Raw genomic sequence first — 16,392 nt, 5'->3', positions numbered from 1 at the left:
ACTAGTCTGAGGTAATTCACGCCTCTGGTTCACCGTCAAAAGGCGGTTCTGGCACGATCGGATCAGCGAGACTCATGCGGTCGAGCATGGTCGCCATTTCGTCCCGCAACAGCAGCATCAGCCCGCGCAGCCTGCAATCGGCCTCAGGAAGACAGTTCGCGCAGGTCTCGTGCGCGTTCCGGCTGGCACAAGGCACCAGGGCGAGACTGCCTCGCGTGATGCGTATGATGTCACCGTAGCGAATGTCGACGGGCGGGAGGGCGAGTTCGTATCCGCCGGACCGCCCCCGGTGGGAGACGACGATACCCTCACGGGCAAGTTCCGAGAGAATCACGGTTAGGAATTTGCGCGGGATGTTCTGTGCGGTCGCAATTTCATCCAGGCGCACCGGCCCCTGCATGTACTTGTCGGCCAAGTGCTGGAGAGCGCGGATCGAGTAGCGAGTCTTCTGCGAAAGCATGGTCGCAGGAGTCAACGCTTCCTGCGTTCTAAAGTCAACTTAGACGCTTGAAAGCTCTTCCGTATCCGACCTTCTTCCGTATCCGACCTTCTGCCGTGTCAGACCTTCTGCCGTGTCAGACCTTCTGCGGCGCGTGCCTCTCCATCAGCTTGTAAGCGCGCGAGTACCAGATGCTTCCGGGATAATTGCGCGCGAGCACTGCCGCAGCCTTCTGCGCTTCATCCGGTACACCCAGCGAAAGATACGATTCAACCAGCCGGAAGAGCGCCTCGGGCGCGTGGCTCGTCGTCTCGTAATTATCGATCACGTTGCGGAACCGCAGCGTCGCCGCCAGCCAGCGGCCGCTCCGCTCGTAATAGCGGCCGATCGTCATTTCCTTGCCCGCAAGGTGATCATTGACAAGGTCGAGCTTCACCTTCGCGTCAGCGGCGTAAGGTGTTGTCGGATAGCGCCGCACCACGTCGGTCAGGGCCTGCTTGGCTTGCTGCGTAATCCTCTGGTCGCGCGTGACGTCGCTGATCTGCTCGTAATACGACACTGCGATCAGATAGAAGGCGTAAGGCGCATCCTTGTTGCCAGGATGGATAGACAAGAAGCGCTCCGCCGACTGGACCGCCTTGTTGTAGTCACGCGCGGCGTAGTAGCTGAAAGCGCTCATCAACTGCGCCCTGCGTGCCCAGGGCGAATAGGGATGCTGCCGCTCGACTTCGTCGAACAAAGCCGCCGCCTGCCTGGTCTGCCCCCGCTCGAGGCGGGTTTGTGCGGCACTGTATAGCGTATCGACGTCCCGCGCGACGTAGGCGGTGTCAGTCTTTCCACCTCCCCTACCGGCACATCCCGCGGTCAGGATCATCGCTCCTGTGGCAGCAGCAAACAGGAGGGGCTTCAAACGCGATCTATCCAGCATGGCGGGGTCTATAGCCAGCCTCGGGCTGAACGCCAAGTGAAACGCAGGACGTACATGCGATCCTGAAGCCCCTCCTCAGCGCATCAAGCGAACGCCTCTTCACCTTCAAGCTTCGTGCGCATCATCAAGCGACCAGACTTATGATCATAGGGCAGCGCCCGATGCATGGTGCCGGTGTTGTCCCAGATCACCATGTCGCCGAGAGACCATGTGTGCCGGTAGCAGAACTGCGGCTGCGTAGCCCAGTCACGCAGGCGGACGAGCGTCTTTTCACTCTCGACGATGTCCATGCCCTCCACCTGCAGAGCGGTCGCGCCAAGCACGAGTGACTTGCGGCCCGAGCGGTGCTTCCACACCAGCGGAAGCGTGTTGCTGCCGCGGGCCATCCAGCTTTCAAGCTCGCCTATGCTCGGCTCCGGCTTCCAGTAGAGCTGCGAACGCCACATGGCATGAACCACCTTCAGAGGTTCGATCGCGCGCTTCTCCTCTTCGGGAAGGTCGTCGTAAGCGGCGTAGGTGTTGCAGAAGTCCGTTTCGCCACCCTCTTTGGCGAGAGCACGTGCACTCATGATCGACGCGAGGATCGGCTTCTCCGACATGGTGCCGTCGATGTGCCAGAAGAACGCACCCTTCAGATAGCTCGCAATCGGGTTGATGCTCTCATCCATGGTGATGGGATAAACGGCATCCTTGCCGTCCTTACCGCCCTCGCCCTCCTCATGCGCGAAAGTCCCAAGCGTGTGGGTGAAGGCAATCTGCTCATCGTCCGACAAGTTGATCTGCGGGAAAACGACGACTCCCCGTGCTTCCATGATGGCACGAATTTCTTGCGACTTTTCGCCGCTCAGCAGCGTCTGCTTGTCAGTGCGGATGACCGCGCCGATCTTCTCGTTCGCGTCGCTGACTTCCCAGGTGTTTGCTACCGTCGCCATGTCTTATCCTTCCCATACCGGCTTAGCGCCGCGTCGTTGCTGAACGGTTGTACAGCACGGCAGGCCAGGGGGTCAAGAAAACGCCACCTAAACAAAGAGGCCCGCTTGACGGACAAGCGAGCCTCTTGTGCATTCAGGAGTACATGCCGGATCAGGCGTAAGCGAAAGCTTCTTCGCCCTCCAGCTTGGTGCGGTGCATCATACGGCCGCATGAGGGATCGTAGGGCTCCGCACGGTGCATCGTGCCGGTATTGTCCCACATCACGAGATCGCCGACTTCCCACTCATGGCTGTAGGTGAAGTCAGGGCCGGTCGCCCAATCACGCAAGCCATGGATGATCATCGCACTTTCGAGCGCCGACTTGCCGACGACCTGCGCCGCGGTGCAGCCGATCACCAGGCTCTTGCGACCGGACTGATGCTTCCACACCAGCGGCAGTTCCTGTTCGCCGATCTGCGCGTAGCCCTGCAGCTTGGCCAGGCTCGGCTCAGGCTCATAGTAGAACAGCGACGCCCAGGGGCCGTGCACGACGCGATAGCTCTCGTACTCGGCCTTCTTGTCCTCGGGCAGATCCTCAAACGCGCTGTACGTGTTCGCAAAACCCGTATTGCCCGTGCCTTTGGGCGACGGCTTGATGCAGGTCAGCAGCGAGGCAAGAATCGGCACGTCGTTGCGCGTGCCGTCGATGTGCCAGTAAAGCGAACCCTTGAGGTACTCGGCCGCAGCCGGGTTCTCCTTGGCGTCGAGCGTGATCTTCGTGATATCCTCGTCATCACCCGCACGCTCGGGCGCGAACGTGCCCAAGGTCTTCGTGAAGGCGACCTGCTCCTGGCTTGTGAAGCTGACCTTAGGGAACACCAGAACGCCACGCGCTTCCAGCAGCTCACGAATCTCCTTCGCCAGCTCACCCGAAAGCAGTTCTTCCTTCGTGTTGAGCACGCGCGAGCCGATCTTGGACTTGATCGCTTCTGACTTCAGCATGACCTTGGTTGCAACCGACATCGTTTTCTTCTCCCGAACACCGCCTGTGGGAACACTGTTCTTCATATAGGCGTCAAGGCATGGGCTCGTCCAGAGCGTCCCTACGATAACACTGATCGACCAGGCAGACCCGATCAGTCGCCGGGGTTGTCAGCCGGTCCTTCCGGCCTCGTTCCATTGCCGGTCAGCCGTTGAAGCCAGTCGAGGACAAAGGCCATCGCCTCATCATGACCGATCCTCACGCCCAGGTTCTCTTCCATGACGATGGCCCGGCCCACCCCCGCAAGGACCACGCTCAGGCCCGCCGGCGGGCAGCCGTCCGGCCCCAACAGGCGGTCCCCAAGCGCATGGCGAATAATCTCGACCTGCCGACGGCGCATGGCTTCGCTATGCTCCGCCATCTGTACTCTCAGAGCGTCCCGGTGGTTAGCCATCGCCATGAACTCCAAAGCCATGGCGGTGCGACTGGTATCGACGAAGAAGCGCCACAGCGCCTCTAGAGGATTCTCGGAAGCGAGTGCTTCCTCGATCATGCGGTCGCTTTCCTCCGCACCTCTTCGCGACACTTCGATCAGGAGGTCGTCGGTCGTCGGGAAGTAGTAGTGGACCAGCGACGGCTTGAGTCCCGCACGCGCCGCGATCCGGCGCGTACTGACGGCGGCATACCCTTCCTCACGAATGAGGCTTTCAGCCGCCTCCACGATGATGGCACGCGTCGCCGATGTCTCGGCTCCGATCCTGCGCACTGCGCCAGCCATGGCAATTCCCTTCGGGGCCAGCGTTGCTGAAACGTGTCTGGCAAGTCAACCAGCGAAGGACTCCGCATCCCCGGCCCGTCTGCTCGGCATAGACCGACAGATCGTCATTCGGAGTAAAATCGACATCGCCTATCTAGTGAGCTTGCCGGACTCTCCTGGCACAAGCAGGCCAGACTGCCGCCACAGATAACGCCGCGGCGCAGCGCGGACATCGCCGGAGGCTGGAGAACCCTCATCCGCGAGCGACCCCCAGCCTTTGCTTTCGTTACTGATTAGCCGATGAAGTCGAGAATCGACGGCACCAGTTTCGGCCAGGACCGGAAGAGCGTGTGTCCTTCCTGACCTGAATGGGTCTGAGCCGAACGATAGTTCCACTCGTTGTCTTCCCACGGCGGATCCAGCATCACCGACTGCGGCACGAGACGGTGTACCCACTCGCTGGTTGCGCGCGTGTGGGACAGATCGCTTTTTCCGCTGCGGAAGACCAGTACGGGCATCGTCAGGCGTGCAAAGTCGCGAGGAGTCATCCCGGGTACGGGCGAGATATCCGATGGCACATAGGCCGCTGCCCATTTCTGCATGACCTCGATAAACTTATCGGGGTTCTGCGCCTGGATGAACGCCTTCGCCTGTTCACTTTTCGACAGGTTTTCGGCCCACGAGGTCGCCTTGAGGACGGCTTCCATACCGCCGACACTCGCCAGAGTACCTGCTTCGCCGCAATAGTAGGTGGCAAGCTGCATAAGGCCGATGGGATCGCCCGAGATCCACCAAAGCACCAGATGCGAGCAGATCTCCGGGTCGCGCGCGGCAGCCAGCATCGACACGCGCGAGCCGCCAGACCCACCTGCAATCACCGTCGGCCCGAGATCCAGCTTGCGGATAAGCCCGGACAGCGCCTCGGCCTGCATCTCTGACTCGCTCGGCCCGCGCAGACATGCATCCGAGTACCCGCAGTTGGGCCGGTCGTAGATCAGCACGCGGCGCCCGGCCTTCACCAGTTCTTCCGCCATTTCCCGTAGACCGGGAACATCCATCGTGAAGCGACCGCCCGGGGTCAGCGCAACGGCAGGGTCGCCCTCCTTGCCGAGCAGTTCGTATGCAATGCCGATCCCATCAACGTCGATTCTCTTCATAAGCCTCTCCCGTGCGCGGTTGCACCGCATTCGTTCTTCATCGTCTGGACTTGTCTGTCTTATGGCAAGTCCCAATCCGGGGATGGTTCAGCTCTTCCACTTGCCCGGCGCGATGTTACGGGTCGCCGCGTAGGTAGCTTCGGTCCAGCTGGTCGAGACGGGTTACTCCCGTCATGGCCATCGCCACGTCTATTTCGTTCGCGAGCAGCGAAATCGCGTGCGCAGCCCCCACCTGCCCGGCCGCCGCGCAGCCATAAAGAGTGGCCCGCCCGATCAGCACCGCTTGCGCGCCCAGCGCGAGCGCCTTGAGAACATCGGCCCCTCGCCTCACGCCGCTGTCAAAAAGAACCGCAGCATTCTTGCCTACTGCATCCACGACCGAGGGCAGCATAGCAATCGCTGGCGGCGAGGAATCGAAATTGCGCCCTCCGTGGTTGGAAACGACGATGCCATCGACGCCGTGTTCCACCGCGATCTTCGCATCCTCGGCACTCAGGATGCCTTTCACCACCAGCTTGCCCGACCAGCGACGCCGCAGCTCCGCCACGTCATCCCAGCACACTGAGGCGGAGTTCGCCACCCGGCTAACGACCCCGGTCAGCTTGGCTCCAACTTCAGGGGGATAGTTCGCGAACTGAGGCAGACCGCCATTCAGATAGTAGCGAGCGATAACTGAGGCGAACCAGGCCGGTCGCTTGAGAAAATCGCCGACGAGGACTGCGTTGGGCCGGATGGGATTGGACATGCCTGCACGCTTGTTGAACTCGCGCAGGGGCCACATGGGAGTGTCCACCGTTATCACGAGGACCTCCGCCCCATTCTCACCGGCGGCGTCCACCACCCGCCAGGACAAGTCGCGCCGCTCCCACAGGTACATCTGCATCCAGTGCCCGCTGGTTGCGACCTTGGCGATATCCGCAAAGCTGGTGGTCGAACTTGTCGTCTGGGTGAACGGGATTCCCGCTCTGGCTGCCGCTGCAGCGATGGCTCGCTCGCCGCGATAGGAAAGGAGGTCCGACACACCAGTGGGCGCGATGACCAGCGGCAGCGGCTGCTTGCGGCCAAACAGTTCGATCGACGCGTCGCGTTGTGACACATCCCTGAGCACCCGAGGGACCAGGTTGAGCTGCTGGAGCGCGGCAACATTGCGTCCGATCAGCAGATCGTCCTCGGTGCCGCGCTCGATAAATTCAAAGATCGCGCGCGGCAGACGACGGCGTGCCAGTTCCCGCAGTTGCGCAATGTTGTGCGCCTTGTTCCCGACGGAACCCATCGGCTGCTGCGCTTAGTCGAGCCCCAGATTGGCGCGGAAGGTCGTTCCCTCGTACTCGGTGCGGTAGACGCCCTTCTTCTGCAGGATGGGTACCACCTGGTCCACGAAGTCCTCCACGGAGGAGGCCATCACCGTCGGTGTGATATTGTAGCCATAGCAGTCCGTCTCGCGCCAGATCTGCTCCATGCGGTCAGCAACCTGCTCCGGCGTGCCGACGATCTGCGGCTTGCCTACTGCAAGCCCCCACCGGATCGCCACTTCGCGCAGAGTCAGCGGCTTGTCGCCCTCAATATTCGCGAACGCCTTCATAAGCCCCTGTGAAGCTTGCGTCTCGATGTCAGCGAGCGGCTGATCCAGCTCCATTCCGGCAAAGTCCACACCCATGGTCCCCGACAGGCGCGCTAGGCAGCCATCGATGGGAAGCCTCTCCACAAGGTCATCGAGCTTACGCTTCGCCTCTTCCTCTGTTCCGCCAACGATGGGCTGAATACCGAAGCTGACACCCGGCGCCTTCTGCCCGGCAGCGCGCGCCGCATCCTCCAGGTTCGCCTTGAACCGTTTCATGCCGGGCACGTTCGGTTGAATTGAAAACACCACGTCGGCATGGCTGACTGCGAACTGCTGACCGCGGCCAGAACTCCCCGCCTGAAACAACACCGGGCGCCCCTGAGGCGACGGCGGGACCGGCGCTACGGTCTGGCAGGAGAAGAAGTCACCCTGATGGTCGATGAACTCAACCTTGTCCGGATCGGCGAAAACGCCCTTCTCCCTGTCCGCCAGGATCGCACCCGGCTTGATGGAATTCCACAGCTTGTAGCAGACCTCCATGTACTCGTCCGCGCGGTCATAGCGCCGGTCATGGTCGAGCTGCTCAAGCCCGAGCGCACGATGTTCACCCCGCAAGTGACCGGTCACGATGTTCCAACCGGCTCGCCCTCCGGAAAGATAGTCGATCGTCCCGAGTTGCCGCACGATCGTCCAGGGCTGGTACGAGCTCGTCGACATGGTGGTCGCAAGGCCAAGATGAGTGGTGGCGGCTGCAAGTGCGCTCAACAGGACCACCGGGTCGAGCGATGGCCAGCACACCCCGTATTTCACCGCATCGGCATAGCTGTCGCGATAGCGATCGAAAACACCGGGCGTATCCGCAAAGAAGATACCGTCAAAGCGGCCGCGCTCCAGGGTCCGCGCAAGATCCTGCCACAGCTTCAGATCGTGCAGCGCTTCGAGGCGGTTGTCGCCCGGAGCAGCCCAGCTCAGCACCGTGTGGTTGATCGGCGAATTGATCAGGAAGCTGACTAGGTGGATCTGCTTGCTCATATTCTCGCCCCAAACGTTGTGGTTCTCAACGCGGTCATGTCCGCTGAGGAGACCTTGGGCAAGCACTTTCCGAGAAAATGTATCCAATCCTTCGCGAGCATTGCGGCAACGGCGTAACCGTCAACTATTCCAGCTAGGGTATCCGCCCGCCCTCTTCTCCCGGTGTACATGCGCCGCAAGGGCGAGTCCGAGGACCGCCATGTGCATGTAGTTGGGCGCCTGAGTCATCGCTGCATAGGCAGAAGGATTCAGTTTCGGGAGAGTGATACGCGCCAGATGGGAACCAAGTGCGGCAATCTGAACTCCGCCCATCCAGAGCGGGAACATTCTGTTAGCACGCAGAGCTACGCCGACAATCACCACTAGCAGGAGCACGTCCAGGACGAGGTATATCGGATCAACACTTTCAAAAAGATCCGGGCGCGCGAAGAGGCGATTGTAAATAGCCAAGAGCGAAAGGCACGCGAACAGGGCACCGGACAGGAGCCGCTCCGGCGCCGCCCCTCGCCAAAGCGCACCTAGAAAAAGCAGGGCCCCAAGTGGCACCTGCACCAGAGCTCGGAGGAACCAAAGATCTTCAAGCATTGCACATTCCGCCCAAACCGACCCAAGCGATCGGGCGCTCCAGTTTCACGATGCTGCATCTGACGCAGGCGTATTACCTTTTAGCGCAACACGCATCAGGACAAGCCTGACAAGGATAACAGCGTCGAAAGCGCCTGGGCCACACCGAGAGCAACCATCGCGCCGGCAAGCAGTCCGACAGCAATGATGATCATCGCAGCAAGGCGATTGAGGCTACCAATGCTGCCAATGAAAACGTCAGGTACAGCACGCCCGATCTCCTGCGGTTGCAGGGAAAGCAGCGCAACCGAACTATCCCGCTCCTCCGCCAACCCCTCGTGCAGCAGGCTCGCAATTCCAGCAGATGGTGAAGCCCCCTCTCCGATCCCCGACGCACCGCCTCGACCAGTCTCTGATGACCAGCCCGACGATAGATAGTGTCGATAGGCTCGCGCAAGTTGCGCGCGAGGGAGAAAGCCCGTGCGCGCCCGCACTGCCTCTATCCGCTGGTTCACCGCGCTTTCCGAAACGCCGAGCCGCCCGGCGATCTCCTTACTGCTCCGGTTCTCGGCAACAAGCACAAATACTTCGTGCTGCTTTGAAGTAAGACTTGCGAACATGGGCGCAAGACCAGCGACATCGCTGGATGTGTCGCCATTTATTCTTGGCGCAATCATAACCATACTTGCTTCTGACCGCGCTAGACACGCGACCAGAAGCACCCCCAATTACTGACCTTCCTTATCGTTACTGCCTTGTTAATTCTTGGCAACCTAATTTTCAAGAATTCGCACATGCTTACGCGAAGACAGGGCGCGCCCACTTCTCACAAGCGGCACCAGATGTATCCCCAGATCGCTCTGGTGCGCGCGCCGAGAATGGCTTCAGCGGTCATCCCGCCAAGTTGAATCCTTGATCTCGATTCCCATTTCAACAACTGCTGTTCGGAAACCAAAGATGTCGAAGGGACGCTCACCGGCGGCGATGCGCTTACGAATTCCCACTTCAGTGGCGGCTCGCTTCTCCGCGCCCTCAACGGCGTGACGCAACAAGGCCTGTGGAATCACAAGAACGCCGTCCGTGTCCGCACATATGATATCGCCGGGTTCAACTATCACACCGTCGACTGTCAACGGCACGTTGACTGCCGCCGGGCCGCGCTTTTCCGGATGCTCGACAGAGATCGCCGTCGACCAAACCGGGAAATCGAGTTCACGGATCGCATCGATATCGCGCGCCGCACCTTCGACGACGGCGCCGGCAAGCCCCTGCTTCTTGGCGAATCCGCAGGCCACGTCACCCCACAGAGCACCCTGGTGCCCGCCGCCGTTGGTCAGGACCAGAACGTCGCCTGCTTGAGCGACTTCAAGAGCACAGTGTATCGCGAGGTTGTCTCCCGGATAGTTCCAGGCCGTGATGGCCGGACCGATCAGACGTCTACCCTCCTGCCGGGCCTGCATCTTCGGGGTCATCAGGCACATGCGCCCCGCTACGGCACCGAGACCCTCATGAAGATCGGCGACACCGAATTGACTGGCGCGCTCGATCAACGCTGGATCGGGACGGGGAATACGCTTGTAGATGACGGACTTGACCGGACGCATGACTGTCTCCGCTAGACGACCCGCCATAGCGGATCATGGAACAAGCCCCGTCAATCGCATCCGCCGCAACCATGCGCAACGCCGAATATATACATTTTGACGCCTAAGCTCACGCCAGCTGTGCGGACCGCACGCTCGTCCCGGGATCGCCGTACAACGTCGTCCGGCGCTTCAGCGGACGGCCGACCGCCCTGGCCGCTGCGGCAAGATCGTCCACACTGACGTCCTGACCGTGCGTAGCACCGGCAGCCCGGCTGATGCTCTCATTCATGAGCACGCCGCCGAGATCGTTGGCACCGGCTTTCAGAACCGCCGCAGCTCCGCTCACGCCCAACTTCACCCACGAGCACTGGATTGAATCGATGGCGCCATGCAGTGCGAGGCGCGCGACTGCGTGCATCATCACCGCTTCCCTCCAGGTCGGCCCCTTCCGACTCTGGCCACGCCGATAGAATGGCGCTTCCATGTGCACCAGCGGCAGCGGAACGAATTCGGTGAAGCCGCCAGTTTCCAGTTGCTGGCCGCGAAGCGCGAGCAAGTGCCGCGCCCAATGTTCCGGCCGCTCCAGATGCCCGAACATGATGGTAGAGGTGGTGGGCAGCCCTACACGATGCGCGTCCCCTACGACGCTCAGCCACTCTGCAGTGGTCAGCTTGTCAGGGCATATCTGCTCTCGCACATCGTCACACAGGATTTCTGCCGCGGTGCCCGGTAGCGAGCCGAGCCCGGCGTCCTTCAGCATTCGCAGGTAGTCGATCACCGGCATGTTCAGCGTCCGCGCGCCCTGGCTCACCTCAAGGGGTGAAAAGGCGTGGACGTGCAGATCGGGGCATTCGTCCTTCACGGCGCGCAGGATCGATAAGTACGTCTCGCCTGTATAGCTGGGGTGTATGCCTCCTTGCAGGCATACCTCGGTTGCGCCCCGCTCGACCGCTTCGCGTGCCCGCCCGGCGATCTCGGACAGATCGAGGTTGTAGGGCTTGTCCCGGAGTCCGCCCTTGCTGCTCGTCTTGGAAAAGGCGCAGAACGAGCAAGAATGCGTGCAAATGTTGGTATAATTGATGTTGCGGTTGATGACGTACGTCACGTCTTCGCCGCTGACCTTGGCCCGCAACGCATCTGCGGCTTCGACCACAGCCTGCGCAGCCGCGCCTCTGGTCGAGAACAGAGCGACGATCTGCGCTTCTGACAGGCTCTGCCCGGCTTCCGCCTGAGCAAGAATCCGGTGCAGCTGAGATGCGACGGCCCCGTGATGCAGCGCGCCAAGTGGCGCGCGCGGCGTTCCGGGGGCGGCTTCAGCCACTCCAGGACTCCAACGGCTGTCGCGCCCCAGGCCGTCACTATCTGCAAGCTTGAGCACTGCAGGACGGATCGCCGCGTCTAGCCAGCTCCGATCGTCTGTGGCGACGAAGCGAGGATAGACCGTCAGTCGTTCGACCAGCGGCAGCCCCATCGCGTCGCAGACCGCCGCCAGCCGCCCGACTTCCGGCCACGGCGCCTCGGGATTTACGTGATCCGCCGTCACCGGCGAGATCCCGCCCCAGTCGTCGATGCCGCAATCGATCAGCTCGGTCAGGCGCTCATCATTGAGATTGGGCGGCGCCTGAACGGAAACTTCGTCCGGCAGCACGATGCGGGCTGCGGCGATGACGCGCAGGAAATCCGCTTCACTGCTCTCGGGTGCCTGCGCCATCTTGGTGCCGGGCTTCGGGCAGAAGTTCTGCACGATAACTTCCTGCAAATGCCCGTGCTCAAGATGCAGGTCCCGCAACGCGAGGAGCGCCTCGATCCGCTCTTCGGGTGTCTCGCCGATACCGATCAGCACACCGCTGGTCATTGGGACTTTGGCGCGACCGGCAGCAGCCAGCGATTCGAGGCGCACCGCCGGCACCTTGTCCGGAGAGCCGTGGTGAGGCCCGCCCTTGTCCAGCAAGCGCTCCGCGCTGCTTTCCAGCATCAGCCCGCCGGACGCCATGGCGGGGCGCAGCATCCGCCAATCGTCCTCATCCAGCACGCCGGCGTTAACATGCGGCAGCAGTCCGGTTTCCTTGAGCACCAGCTCCGCACAGTGACGTACGTAGTCGATGGTACGCTCGAAGCCGTGATCAGCCAGCCAGTCCCTCGCGGCGGCATAGCGCCGCTCAGGCGCGTCACCCAAGGTGAACAGCGCCTCCTTGCAGCCCGCGGCCGCGCCATCGCGCGCAATCTCGAGAACTTGCTCCGGCGAGAGGTAAGCGGCCTCGACCCGAGACGGCGTGGTGGCGAAAGTGCAGTAATGGCACACGTCCGTGCACAGCCGGGTCAGCGGAATAAAGACCTTCGGCGAATAGGTCATCCGCGCCGGACCACGCCGTGCGCGGCGCTCCCGCGCCTCCGCCTGCAGCTCGGCCAGAGGGGAGGAAAGGAGGCGTGAAATTAGTGCACGGTCAGCGGGTGCCATGGTCTTCCTGTTCGATGCGGGCTGCCGACAGTGCTACGCGCGCAAGCCGCTCCCGATCATCGGCATCGCACATGACTGTTCCCGTTATCGTGACGGAAAGGCCAAGCGCATGCAACCCCTCGGCGTCCGCAGCGTCGGCATCGTCGATCACAAGGTGAGTGGCCAAACCCTTGTAATGCTTTCCGATGGCCAGGTTACTTGCCTCGGCTCCGAGTTCGTCCAGCAGCTTGCTAAGCGGGCCTTTCAGTGACTTGCCACCCACCAGCGGGGAGACCACCACGACGGGCACCGGCAGCGCTGCCAATGCTTGGCGAACGCCATTGACCGCAAGAATAGGGTCCACGCTCAAGTACGGATTCGAGGGGCAGATGATGACACCCGCCAAGTCTGGTCGGGACAGCGCCTCGGCCAGACGCGGCGACGGCTGAGCCTGGGCTGCGCCTTCGAAGCGGATAGCCTGCGCAACCGGTCGACACTGCTCGCGCACAAAGTAGTGCTGAAAGTCGAGCACCTCTTCGTCGCTGACGATCTGCGTGCGCACGGGCGCATCACTCATAGGCACGATGGCGTGGGCGATCCCCAACCCATTGGTCAGCCGCCCGGTGACCTCTGACAGTGTCTCTCCAGCGCGAAGCCGCCAAGAGCGCGCGATGTGCATGCCCAGGTCGCGGTCACCGAGGTTGAACCAGTCGGTCTCGCCCAGTTGGCGCAGCATGGCCATCGCCTGCCAGGTTTCGCCAGCGACCCCCCAGCCCCGCTGCGTGTCGTTCAGCCCGGCCGTCGCGTAAGTCACGGAGTCGATATCGGGGCAGATGGTCAGCCCCAGATGTTCGAAATCGTCCCCGGTGTTGACGGCTATGGTGAGATCGCACGGCGGGAGAACCGCAGCCAGTCCAGCCGCAAGCTTGGCTCCGCCCACGCCGCCGGACAATGCAAGAATGTGCCGCCTCATCGAAACATGTCCTGCTCTACAGGCCGAACTCCGCTCACAGCACCGGCGCCCTCCTCATCGGTGACCCAGCGTCCTGCGCCCCGTATAAGCACCGCCGGAACGCCTTCGTCGCCTTCGCCCATGGCCAGCGCGGCCATGGCAGCAACCGAATCCGCGACAGCGATTTGCGTCGCCTGCAGAACACGGCCAAACAAATCTCGTCCAGTACCGCGCCGGTCCTCGACCACGGTGAGGCCGGCGCATCCAATCGCGGTGCCGACCGTACCGATGCGCCAGGCCCGGCCCATGCTGTCAGCAATCACGACCGCCGGACGGACACCAGCTATCTTCGCGATCCCGGAGCGAATGGACCGCGCGCACGCATCGGGGTCCTGCGGCCACAACAGCACCGCGCCTCGCTCGCCGCCTTCGATATTCGATGCATCGATGCCCGCGTTCGCGAGCACATGACCGGTACGATGGCGGGCGATGATAGCGACCGGTGTCGTACGCAGCAGTTCCCTACTCTCGTCCAAAATGAGCTGAACCATCTCTGGCTCACGCGCAGTTTCAGTCGCGATCCGGTGCGCATTCGAACTCGGCTTCACTGAGGCCAAATCCACCATGCGCCCTTCCTTCTTCGACACGATCTTCTGCGCCAACACGACGACGTCGCCGCTTTGCAGGGCTTCGCCCTCGCGATCAATCGCAGCACAGATCTCGCGGCTCAGATCGCTCTGGGTGTCAACGAGCGGCATGCCCCGCAAGGGAATGGTACGAAGCGCCGTCATCGGCGGGGCTCATCTGATCCGGTTCGCACTTGCATCGCTTATTCCCAAATGTGGACTTTTCGTTGGCGTTGTGGGGGCGCTATCGGCAATGACCACGCAGACGCAACATGCAATTATTCGGGAGTAGCACGAGAGATGGCATCCATCGCGGTGATCGGGGGAACCGGCGCACTGGGCAAAGGCATCGCTCGCAGGCTCGTCAAGGCGGGCCACGAGGTGACCATTGGTTCACGCTCGGCAGAGAAGGCTCAGAGCACGGCAGAAGAGCTTGGCGCAGCGGGTTACGCGGGCAACGCTGACGCAGCAGAGGGCAAGGACATCGTCATCGTGGCCGTGCCCCACGCGTCGCAGGGGGACACTCTTGCTCAGATTAAGGACCGGGTCGGCAGCGCCATCGTCGTTGATACGACCGTCCCGCTCGTGCCGCCGAAAGTCATGCGCGTGCAGCTTCCCGCGGAAGGCAGCTCTGCGCAGCAGGCACAGGCGCACCTCGGCCCTGACGTGCGGCTGGTGACGGCATTCCACAACGTTTCGGCGCATCATCTTGATAGCGACCACCCAATCGACTGCGACGTGCTCGTCTTCTCTGACGACATCGAAGCACGAAAGACGATCGTCGAACTGTGCCCCGGCATGGGCCTTCGAGGATTGGCCGGTGGCGCGCTCGCGAATTCCGCAGCTGCCGAGGCACTGACCTCGATCCTCATCTATATGAATAAGACCTATAAGGCCGATGGCGCCGGTATCCGGTTCACGAACCTGACGGACGCACCTCCAATTCCGTGATGGGAGAGGCGACCACCTGCTGGGCACTCATTCCCATCAAGCCACCCGGACAAGGCAAGAGCCGCCTTTCCGGGGCACTCGATGCGCAGGTACGCAGCAGGTTGGTAGAGGCAATGCTGAAGCGCGTGGCAGACGCCGCGCGCGCCTCCCCGGCGATACAGCGCGTCTGCCTGTTGAGCGATCCTGAGCTTCGGTGCGCAGCGCCCCTGGCAGTCCTGAACGACGCGGGTGGCGGCCTGAATACGGCTCTTGAAGCGGCGATGGCCACACTACCTCAGCCCGCGCCTGATCGCATCGTCGTAATCGCGGCCGACCTTCCGCAATTGTCGCCGCAGGACCTCACCATGCTAGCGACCGTCTCCCCGCGCACGATTGCGATCGCGCCCGATCGGCACGGGATGGGCACCAATGCGATTTCGCTGCCCATCACTGCAGCCCAGCGATTCCGTTTTCAGTTCGGCACCCAAAGCTTCATTGCTCACCGGCATGAAGCGGATCGTTTGGGATACAGCGTCGAGACGATGCTGAGCGACGGCTTGGAGAAAGATATAGACGAACCGGCAGATTTGCCGGATGCGGAGGTATGCCTGCAAGAAGCGCTTTGAAGCGCCGGGGGAGAGAAATGGATACAAGCGATATCAGCCTCGTCGGCCAAGCGGCTTTCATAACCGGCGGAGGAGGCGGCATCGGCCGCGCCTCGGCACTGTGCCTGGCAGACATGGGTGCCGACGTGGCGATCGTAGACGTCATTCCAGAACGCTGCGAGCAGATGGTTGCCGAAATCCAGAAGCGCGGACGCAAGGCATTGGCCTTGCCGGTCAACGTCATGGAGGCGTCTGCCTTGCAGGACGCGGTGAAGGCGGCCGCCGATACCTTCGGCCGGCTCGACGTTCTTGTGAACAACGCGGGTGGCGTGACCCGGCGCGGGTTCCTCGACCTGCAGGAGAAGAACTGGCGCCGCCACATCGATCTCAACCTGGTCAGCAACCTGGCCGCCACTCAGGCAGCGGTGCCAGTGATGATCGAAGGCGGGCGCGGCGGCTCGATCATCAATGTCAGCAGCATCGAAGGCGCGCGCGCGGCGCCGGGCTACGCCGTGTACGCCGCGTGCAAGGCCGGTGTCGACAATCTCACCCGTACGCTGGCGCTGGAGTTTTCGGAGCACGGCATCCGGGTCAACGCGATTGCACCTGACTTCACCCGCACGCCCGGTACGAGTGGCCAATTCACCGGCCCTATCGACGAGAGCAAATGGTATCAGCCCTCGCCCGCGCAACAAGATGTCATCCGCCGCCGAATCCCCTTGGGCCGCGCTGGTCTTGAGGAGGAATGCGGCCGGGTGGTGGTCTTCCTCGCATCCTCGATGGCGAGCTATGTCACCGGTTCTATCATTCCAGTCGACGGTGGCTCCTGGGCATCAAGCGGGTGGGTACGCTCCACCAGCGGCGACTGGATCCTCCCCCCCGAGGCGGCGAACTGATCTGTAAAGCTCCGTCTATTCAGAAAGT

At 62.1% G+C, this 16,392-nt stretch carries 17 protein-coding genes; 3 read left to right on the top strand and 14 right to left on the bottom strand.

The window, feature by feature from the left end; all coding sequences use genetic code 11:
• Positions 1 to 16: 16 nt before the first annotated feature.
• From ABUH87_RS10030 to cofE, 14 genes are all read right to left on the bottom strand, one after another.
• Complete coding sequence (locus tag ABUH87_RS10030) at positions 17 to 460, bottom strand: RrF2 family transcriptional regulator (RefSeq protein ID WP_367773289.1); 444 nt, start codon at positions 458 to 460, stop codon at positions 17 to 19.
• A gap of 115 nt (positions 461 to 575) precedes the next feature.
• The gene (locus ABUH87_RS10025) at positions 576 to 1,367 is read right to left on the bottom strand and encodes an outer membrane protein assembly factor BamD (protein ID WP_367773133.1); all 792 of its coding nucleotides are present in this window, start codon (positions 1,365 to 1,367) and stop codon (positions 576 to 578) included.
• 83 nt (positions 1,368 to 1,450) lie between these two features.
• Positions 1,451 to 2,299, bottom strand: a complete 849-nt coding sequence (locus tag ABUH87_RS10020) for a TauD/TfdA dioxygenase family protein (protein WP_367773131.1) — start codon at positions 2,297 to 2,299, stop codon at positions 1,451 to 1,453.
• Between the two features lie 151 nt (positions 2,300 to 2,450).
• Positions 2,451 to 3,302, bottom strand: a complete 852-nt coding sequence (locus ABUH87_RS10015; RefSeq protein WP_367773129.1) for a TauD/TfdA dioxygenase family protein — start codon at positions 3,300 to 3,302, stop codon at positions 2,451 to 2,453.
• Between the two features lie 113 nt (positions 3,303 to 3,415).
• Positions 3,416 to 4,039 (bottom strand): TetR/AcrR family transcriptional regulator, encoded by a 624-nt coding sequence (locus tag ABUH87_RS10010; protein WP_367773127.1) that lies wholly within the window; start codon positions 4,037 to 4,039, stop codon positions 3,416 to 3,418.
• Between the two features lie 272 nt (positions 4,040 to 4,311).
• Positions 4,312 to 5,175 carry an alpha/beta fold hydrolase gene (locus ABUH87_RS10005; RefSeq protein ID WP_367773125.1) on the bottom strand — a complete coding sequence of 288 codons (864 nt, stop codon included), beginning with the start codon at positions 5,173 to 5,175 and terminating at the stop codon, positions 4,312 to 4,314.
• A 115-nt stretch (positions 5,176 to 5,290) separates the two neighbouring features.
• Positions 5,291 to 6,448: an alpha-hydroxy acid oxidase gene (locus ABUH87_RS10000; RefSeq protein ID WP_367773123.1), complete on the bottom strand. Its 1,158-nt coding sequence runs from the start codon at positions 6,446 to 6,448 to the stop codon at positions 5,291 to 5,293.
• A gap of 12 nt (positions 6,449 to 6,460) precedes the next feature.
• Positions 6,461 to 7,768 (bottom strand): LLM class flavin-dependent oxidoreductase, encoded by a 1,308-nt coding sequence (locus tag ABUH87_RS09995; protein WP_367773121.1) that lies wholly within the window; start codon positions 7,766 to 7,768, stop codon positions 6,461 to 6,463.
• Positions 7,769 to 7,888: 120 nt separating this feature from the next.
• Entirely contained in the window at positions 7,889 to 8,353 is a 465-nt protein-coding gene (locus ABUH87_RS09990) for a hypothetical protein (RefSeq protein ID WP_367773119.1), read from the bottom strand.
• Positions 8,354 to 8,448: 95 nt separating this feature from the next.
• Positions 8,449 to 9,009 carry a helix-turn-helix domain-containing protein gene (locus ABUH87_RS09985; protein WP_367773117.1) on the bottom strand — a complete coding sequence of 187 codons (561 nt, stop codon included), beginning with the start codon at positions 9,007 to 9,009 and terminating at the stop codon, positions 8,449 to 8,451.
• Positions 9,010 to 9,216: 207 nt separating this feature from the next.
• Complete coding sequence (locus tag ABUH87_RS09980) at positions 9,217 to 9,936, bottom strand: 4-carboxy-4-hydroxy-2-oxoadipate aldolase/oxaloacetate decarboxylase (protein WP_367773115.1); 720 nt, start codon at positions 9,934 to 9,936, stop codon at positions 9,217 to 9,219.
• Positions 9,937 to 10,045: 109 nt separating this feature from the next.
• Positions 10,046 to 12,376, bottom strand: a complete 2,331-nt coding sequence (gene cofH / locus ABUH87_RS09975; protein WP_367773113.1) for a 5-amino-6-(D-ribitylamino)uracil--L-tyrosine 4-hydroxyphenyl transferase CofH — start codon at positions 12,374 to 12,376, stop codon at positions 10,046 to 10,048.
• Positions 12,363 to 13,328, bottom strand: a complete 966-nt coding sequence (cofD, locus tag ABUH87_RS09970) for a 2-phospho-L-lactate transferase (protein ID WP_367773110.1) — start codon at positions 13,326 to 13,328, stop codon at positions 12,363 to 12,365. Before cofD ends, cofH begins: the two co-directional genes overlap by 14 nt.
• Entirely contained in the window at positions 13,325 to 14,098 is a 774-nt protein-coding gene (cofE, locus tag ABUH87_RS09965; protein ID WP_367773108.1) for a coenzyme F420-0:L-glutamate ligase, read from the bottom strand. The genes cofD and cofE overlap by 4 nt, the downstream gene beginning before the upstream one ends.
• 135 nt (positions 14,099 to 14,233) lie before the next feature.
• Between cofE and npdG the strand changes: the two genes are divergently transcribed.
• The 3 genes from npdG to ABUH87_RS09950 are packed head-to-tail and all read left to right on the top strand — an operon-like array spanning position 14,234 to position 16,364.
• Positions 14,234 to 14,884, top strand: coding sequence for an NADPH-dependent F420 reductase (gene npdG, locus ABUH87_RS09960; RefSeq protein ID WP_367773106.1), 651 nt, complete (start codon positions 14,234 to 14,236; stop codon positions 14,882 to 14,884).
• Complete coding sequence (gene cofC / locus ABUH87_RS09955; protein WP_367773103.1) at positions 14,884 to 15,489, top strand: 2-phospho-L-lactate guanylyltransferase; 606 nt, start codon at positions 14,884 to 14,886, stop codon at positions 15,487 to 15,489. The genes npdG and cofC overlap by 1 nt, the downstream gene beginning before the upstream one ends.
• Positions 15,490 to 15,506: 17 nt before the next feature.
• Positions 15,507 to 16,364, top strand: a complete 858-nt coding sequence (locus ABUH87_RS09950; RefSeq protein WP_367773100.1) for an SDR family NAD(P)-dependent oxidoreductase — start codon at positions 15,507 to 15,509, stop codon at positions 16,362 to 16,364.
• Positions 16,365 to 16,392: the final 28 nt, after the last annotated feature.

This window comes from Novosphingobium rhizovicinum, from assembly GCF_040813635.1.
In the GTDB taxonomy this organism is placed as follows: Bacteria; Pseudomonadota; Alphaproteobacteria; order Sphingomonadales; family Sphingomonadaceae; genus Novosphingobium; species Novosphingobium rhizovicinum.
The sequence above is the reverse complement of the archived record's forward strand: the minus strand, read 5'-3'. Positions and strand labels throughout refer to the sequence as shown.

Bases quoted from the DNA above. Each gene is read 5' to 3' on its own strand.
- ABUH87_RS10030 (WP_367773289.1), bottom strand. From the start codon at position 460: ATGCTTTCGCAGAAGACTCGCTACTCGATCCGCGCTCTCCAGCACTTG.
- ABUH87_RS10025 (WP_367773133.1), bottom strand. From the start codon at position 1,367: ATGCTGGATAGATCGCGTTTGAAGCCCCTCCTGTTTGCTGCTGCCACA.
- ABUH87_RS10020 (WP_367773131.1), bottom strand. From the start codon at position 2,299: ATGGCGACGGTAGCAAACACCTGGGAAGTCAGCGACGCGAACGAGAAG.
- ABUH87_RS10015 (WP_367773129.1), bottom strand. From the start codon at position 3,302: ATGTCGGTTGCAACCAAGGTCATGCTGAAGTCAGAAGCGATCAAGTCC.
- ABUH87_RS10010 (WP_367773127.1), bottom strand. From the start codon at position 4,039: ATGGCTGGCGCAGTGCGCAGGATCGGAGCCGAGACATCGGCGACGCGT.
- ABUH87_RS10005 (WP_367773125.1), bottom strand. From the start codon at position 5,175: ATGAAGAGAATCGACGTTGATGGGATCGGCATTGCATACGAACTGCTC.
- ABUH87_RS10000 (WP_367773123.1), bottom strand. From the start codon at position 6,448: ATGGGTTCCGTCGGGAACAAGGCGCACAACATTGCGCAACTGCGGGAA.
- ABUH87_RS09995 (WP_367773121.1), bottom strand. From the start codon at position 7,768: ATGAGCAAGCAGATCCACCTAGTCAGCTTCCTGATCAATTCGCCGATC.
- ABUH87_RS09990 (WP_367773119.1), bottom strand. From the start codon at position 8,353: ATGCTTGAAGATCTTTGGTTCCTCCGAGCTCTGGTGCAGGTGCCACTT.
- ABUH87_RS09985 (WP_367773117.1), bottom strand. From the start codon at position 9,009: ATGATTGCGCCAAGAATAAATGGCGACACATCCAGCGATGTCGCTGGT.
- ABUH87_RS09980 (WP_367773115.1), bottom strand. From the start codon at position 9,936: ATGCGTCCGGTCAAGTCCGTCATCTACAAGCGTATTCCCCGTCCCGAT.
- cofH (WP_367773113.1), bottom strand. From the start codon at position 12,376: ATGGCACCCGCTGACCGTGCACTAATTTCACGCCTCCTTTCCTCCCCT.
- cofD (WP_367773110.1), bottom strand. From the start codon at position 13,328: ATGAGGCGGCACATTCTTGCATTGTCCGGCGGCGTGGGCGGAGCCAAG.
- cofE (WP_367773108.1), bottom strand. From the start codon at position 14,098: ATGACGGCGCTTCGTACCATTCCCTTGCGGGGCATGCCGCTCGTTGAC.
- npdG (WP_367773106.1), top strand. From the start codon at position 14,234: ATGGCATCCATCGCGGTGATCGGGGGAACCGGCGCACTGGGCAAAGGC.
- cofC (WP_367773103.1), top strand. From the start codon at position 14,884: ATGGGAGAGGCGACCACCTGCTGGGCACTCATTCCCATCAAGCCACCC.
- ABUH87_RS09950 (WP_367773100.1), top strand. From the start codon at position 15,507: ATGGATACAAGCGATATCAGCCTCGTCGGCCAAGCGGCTTTCATAACC.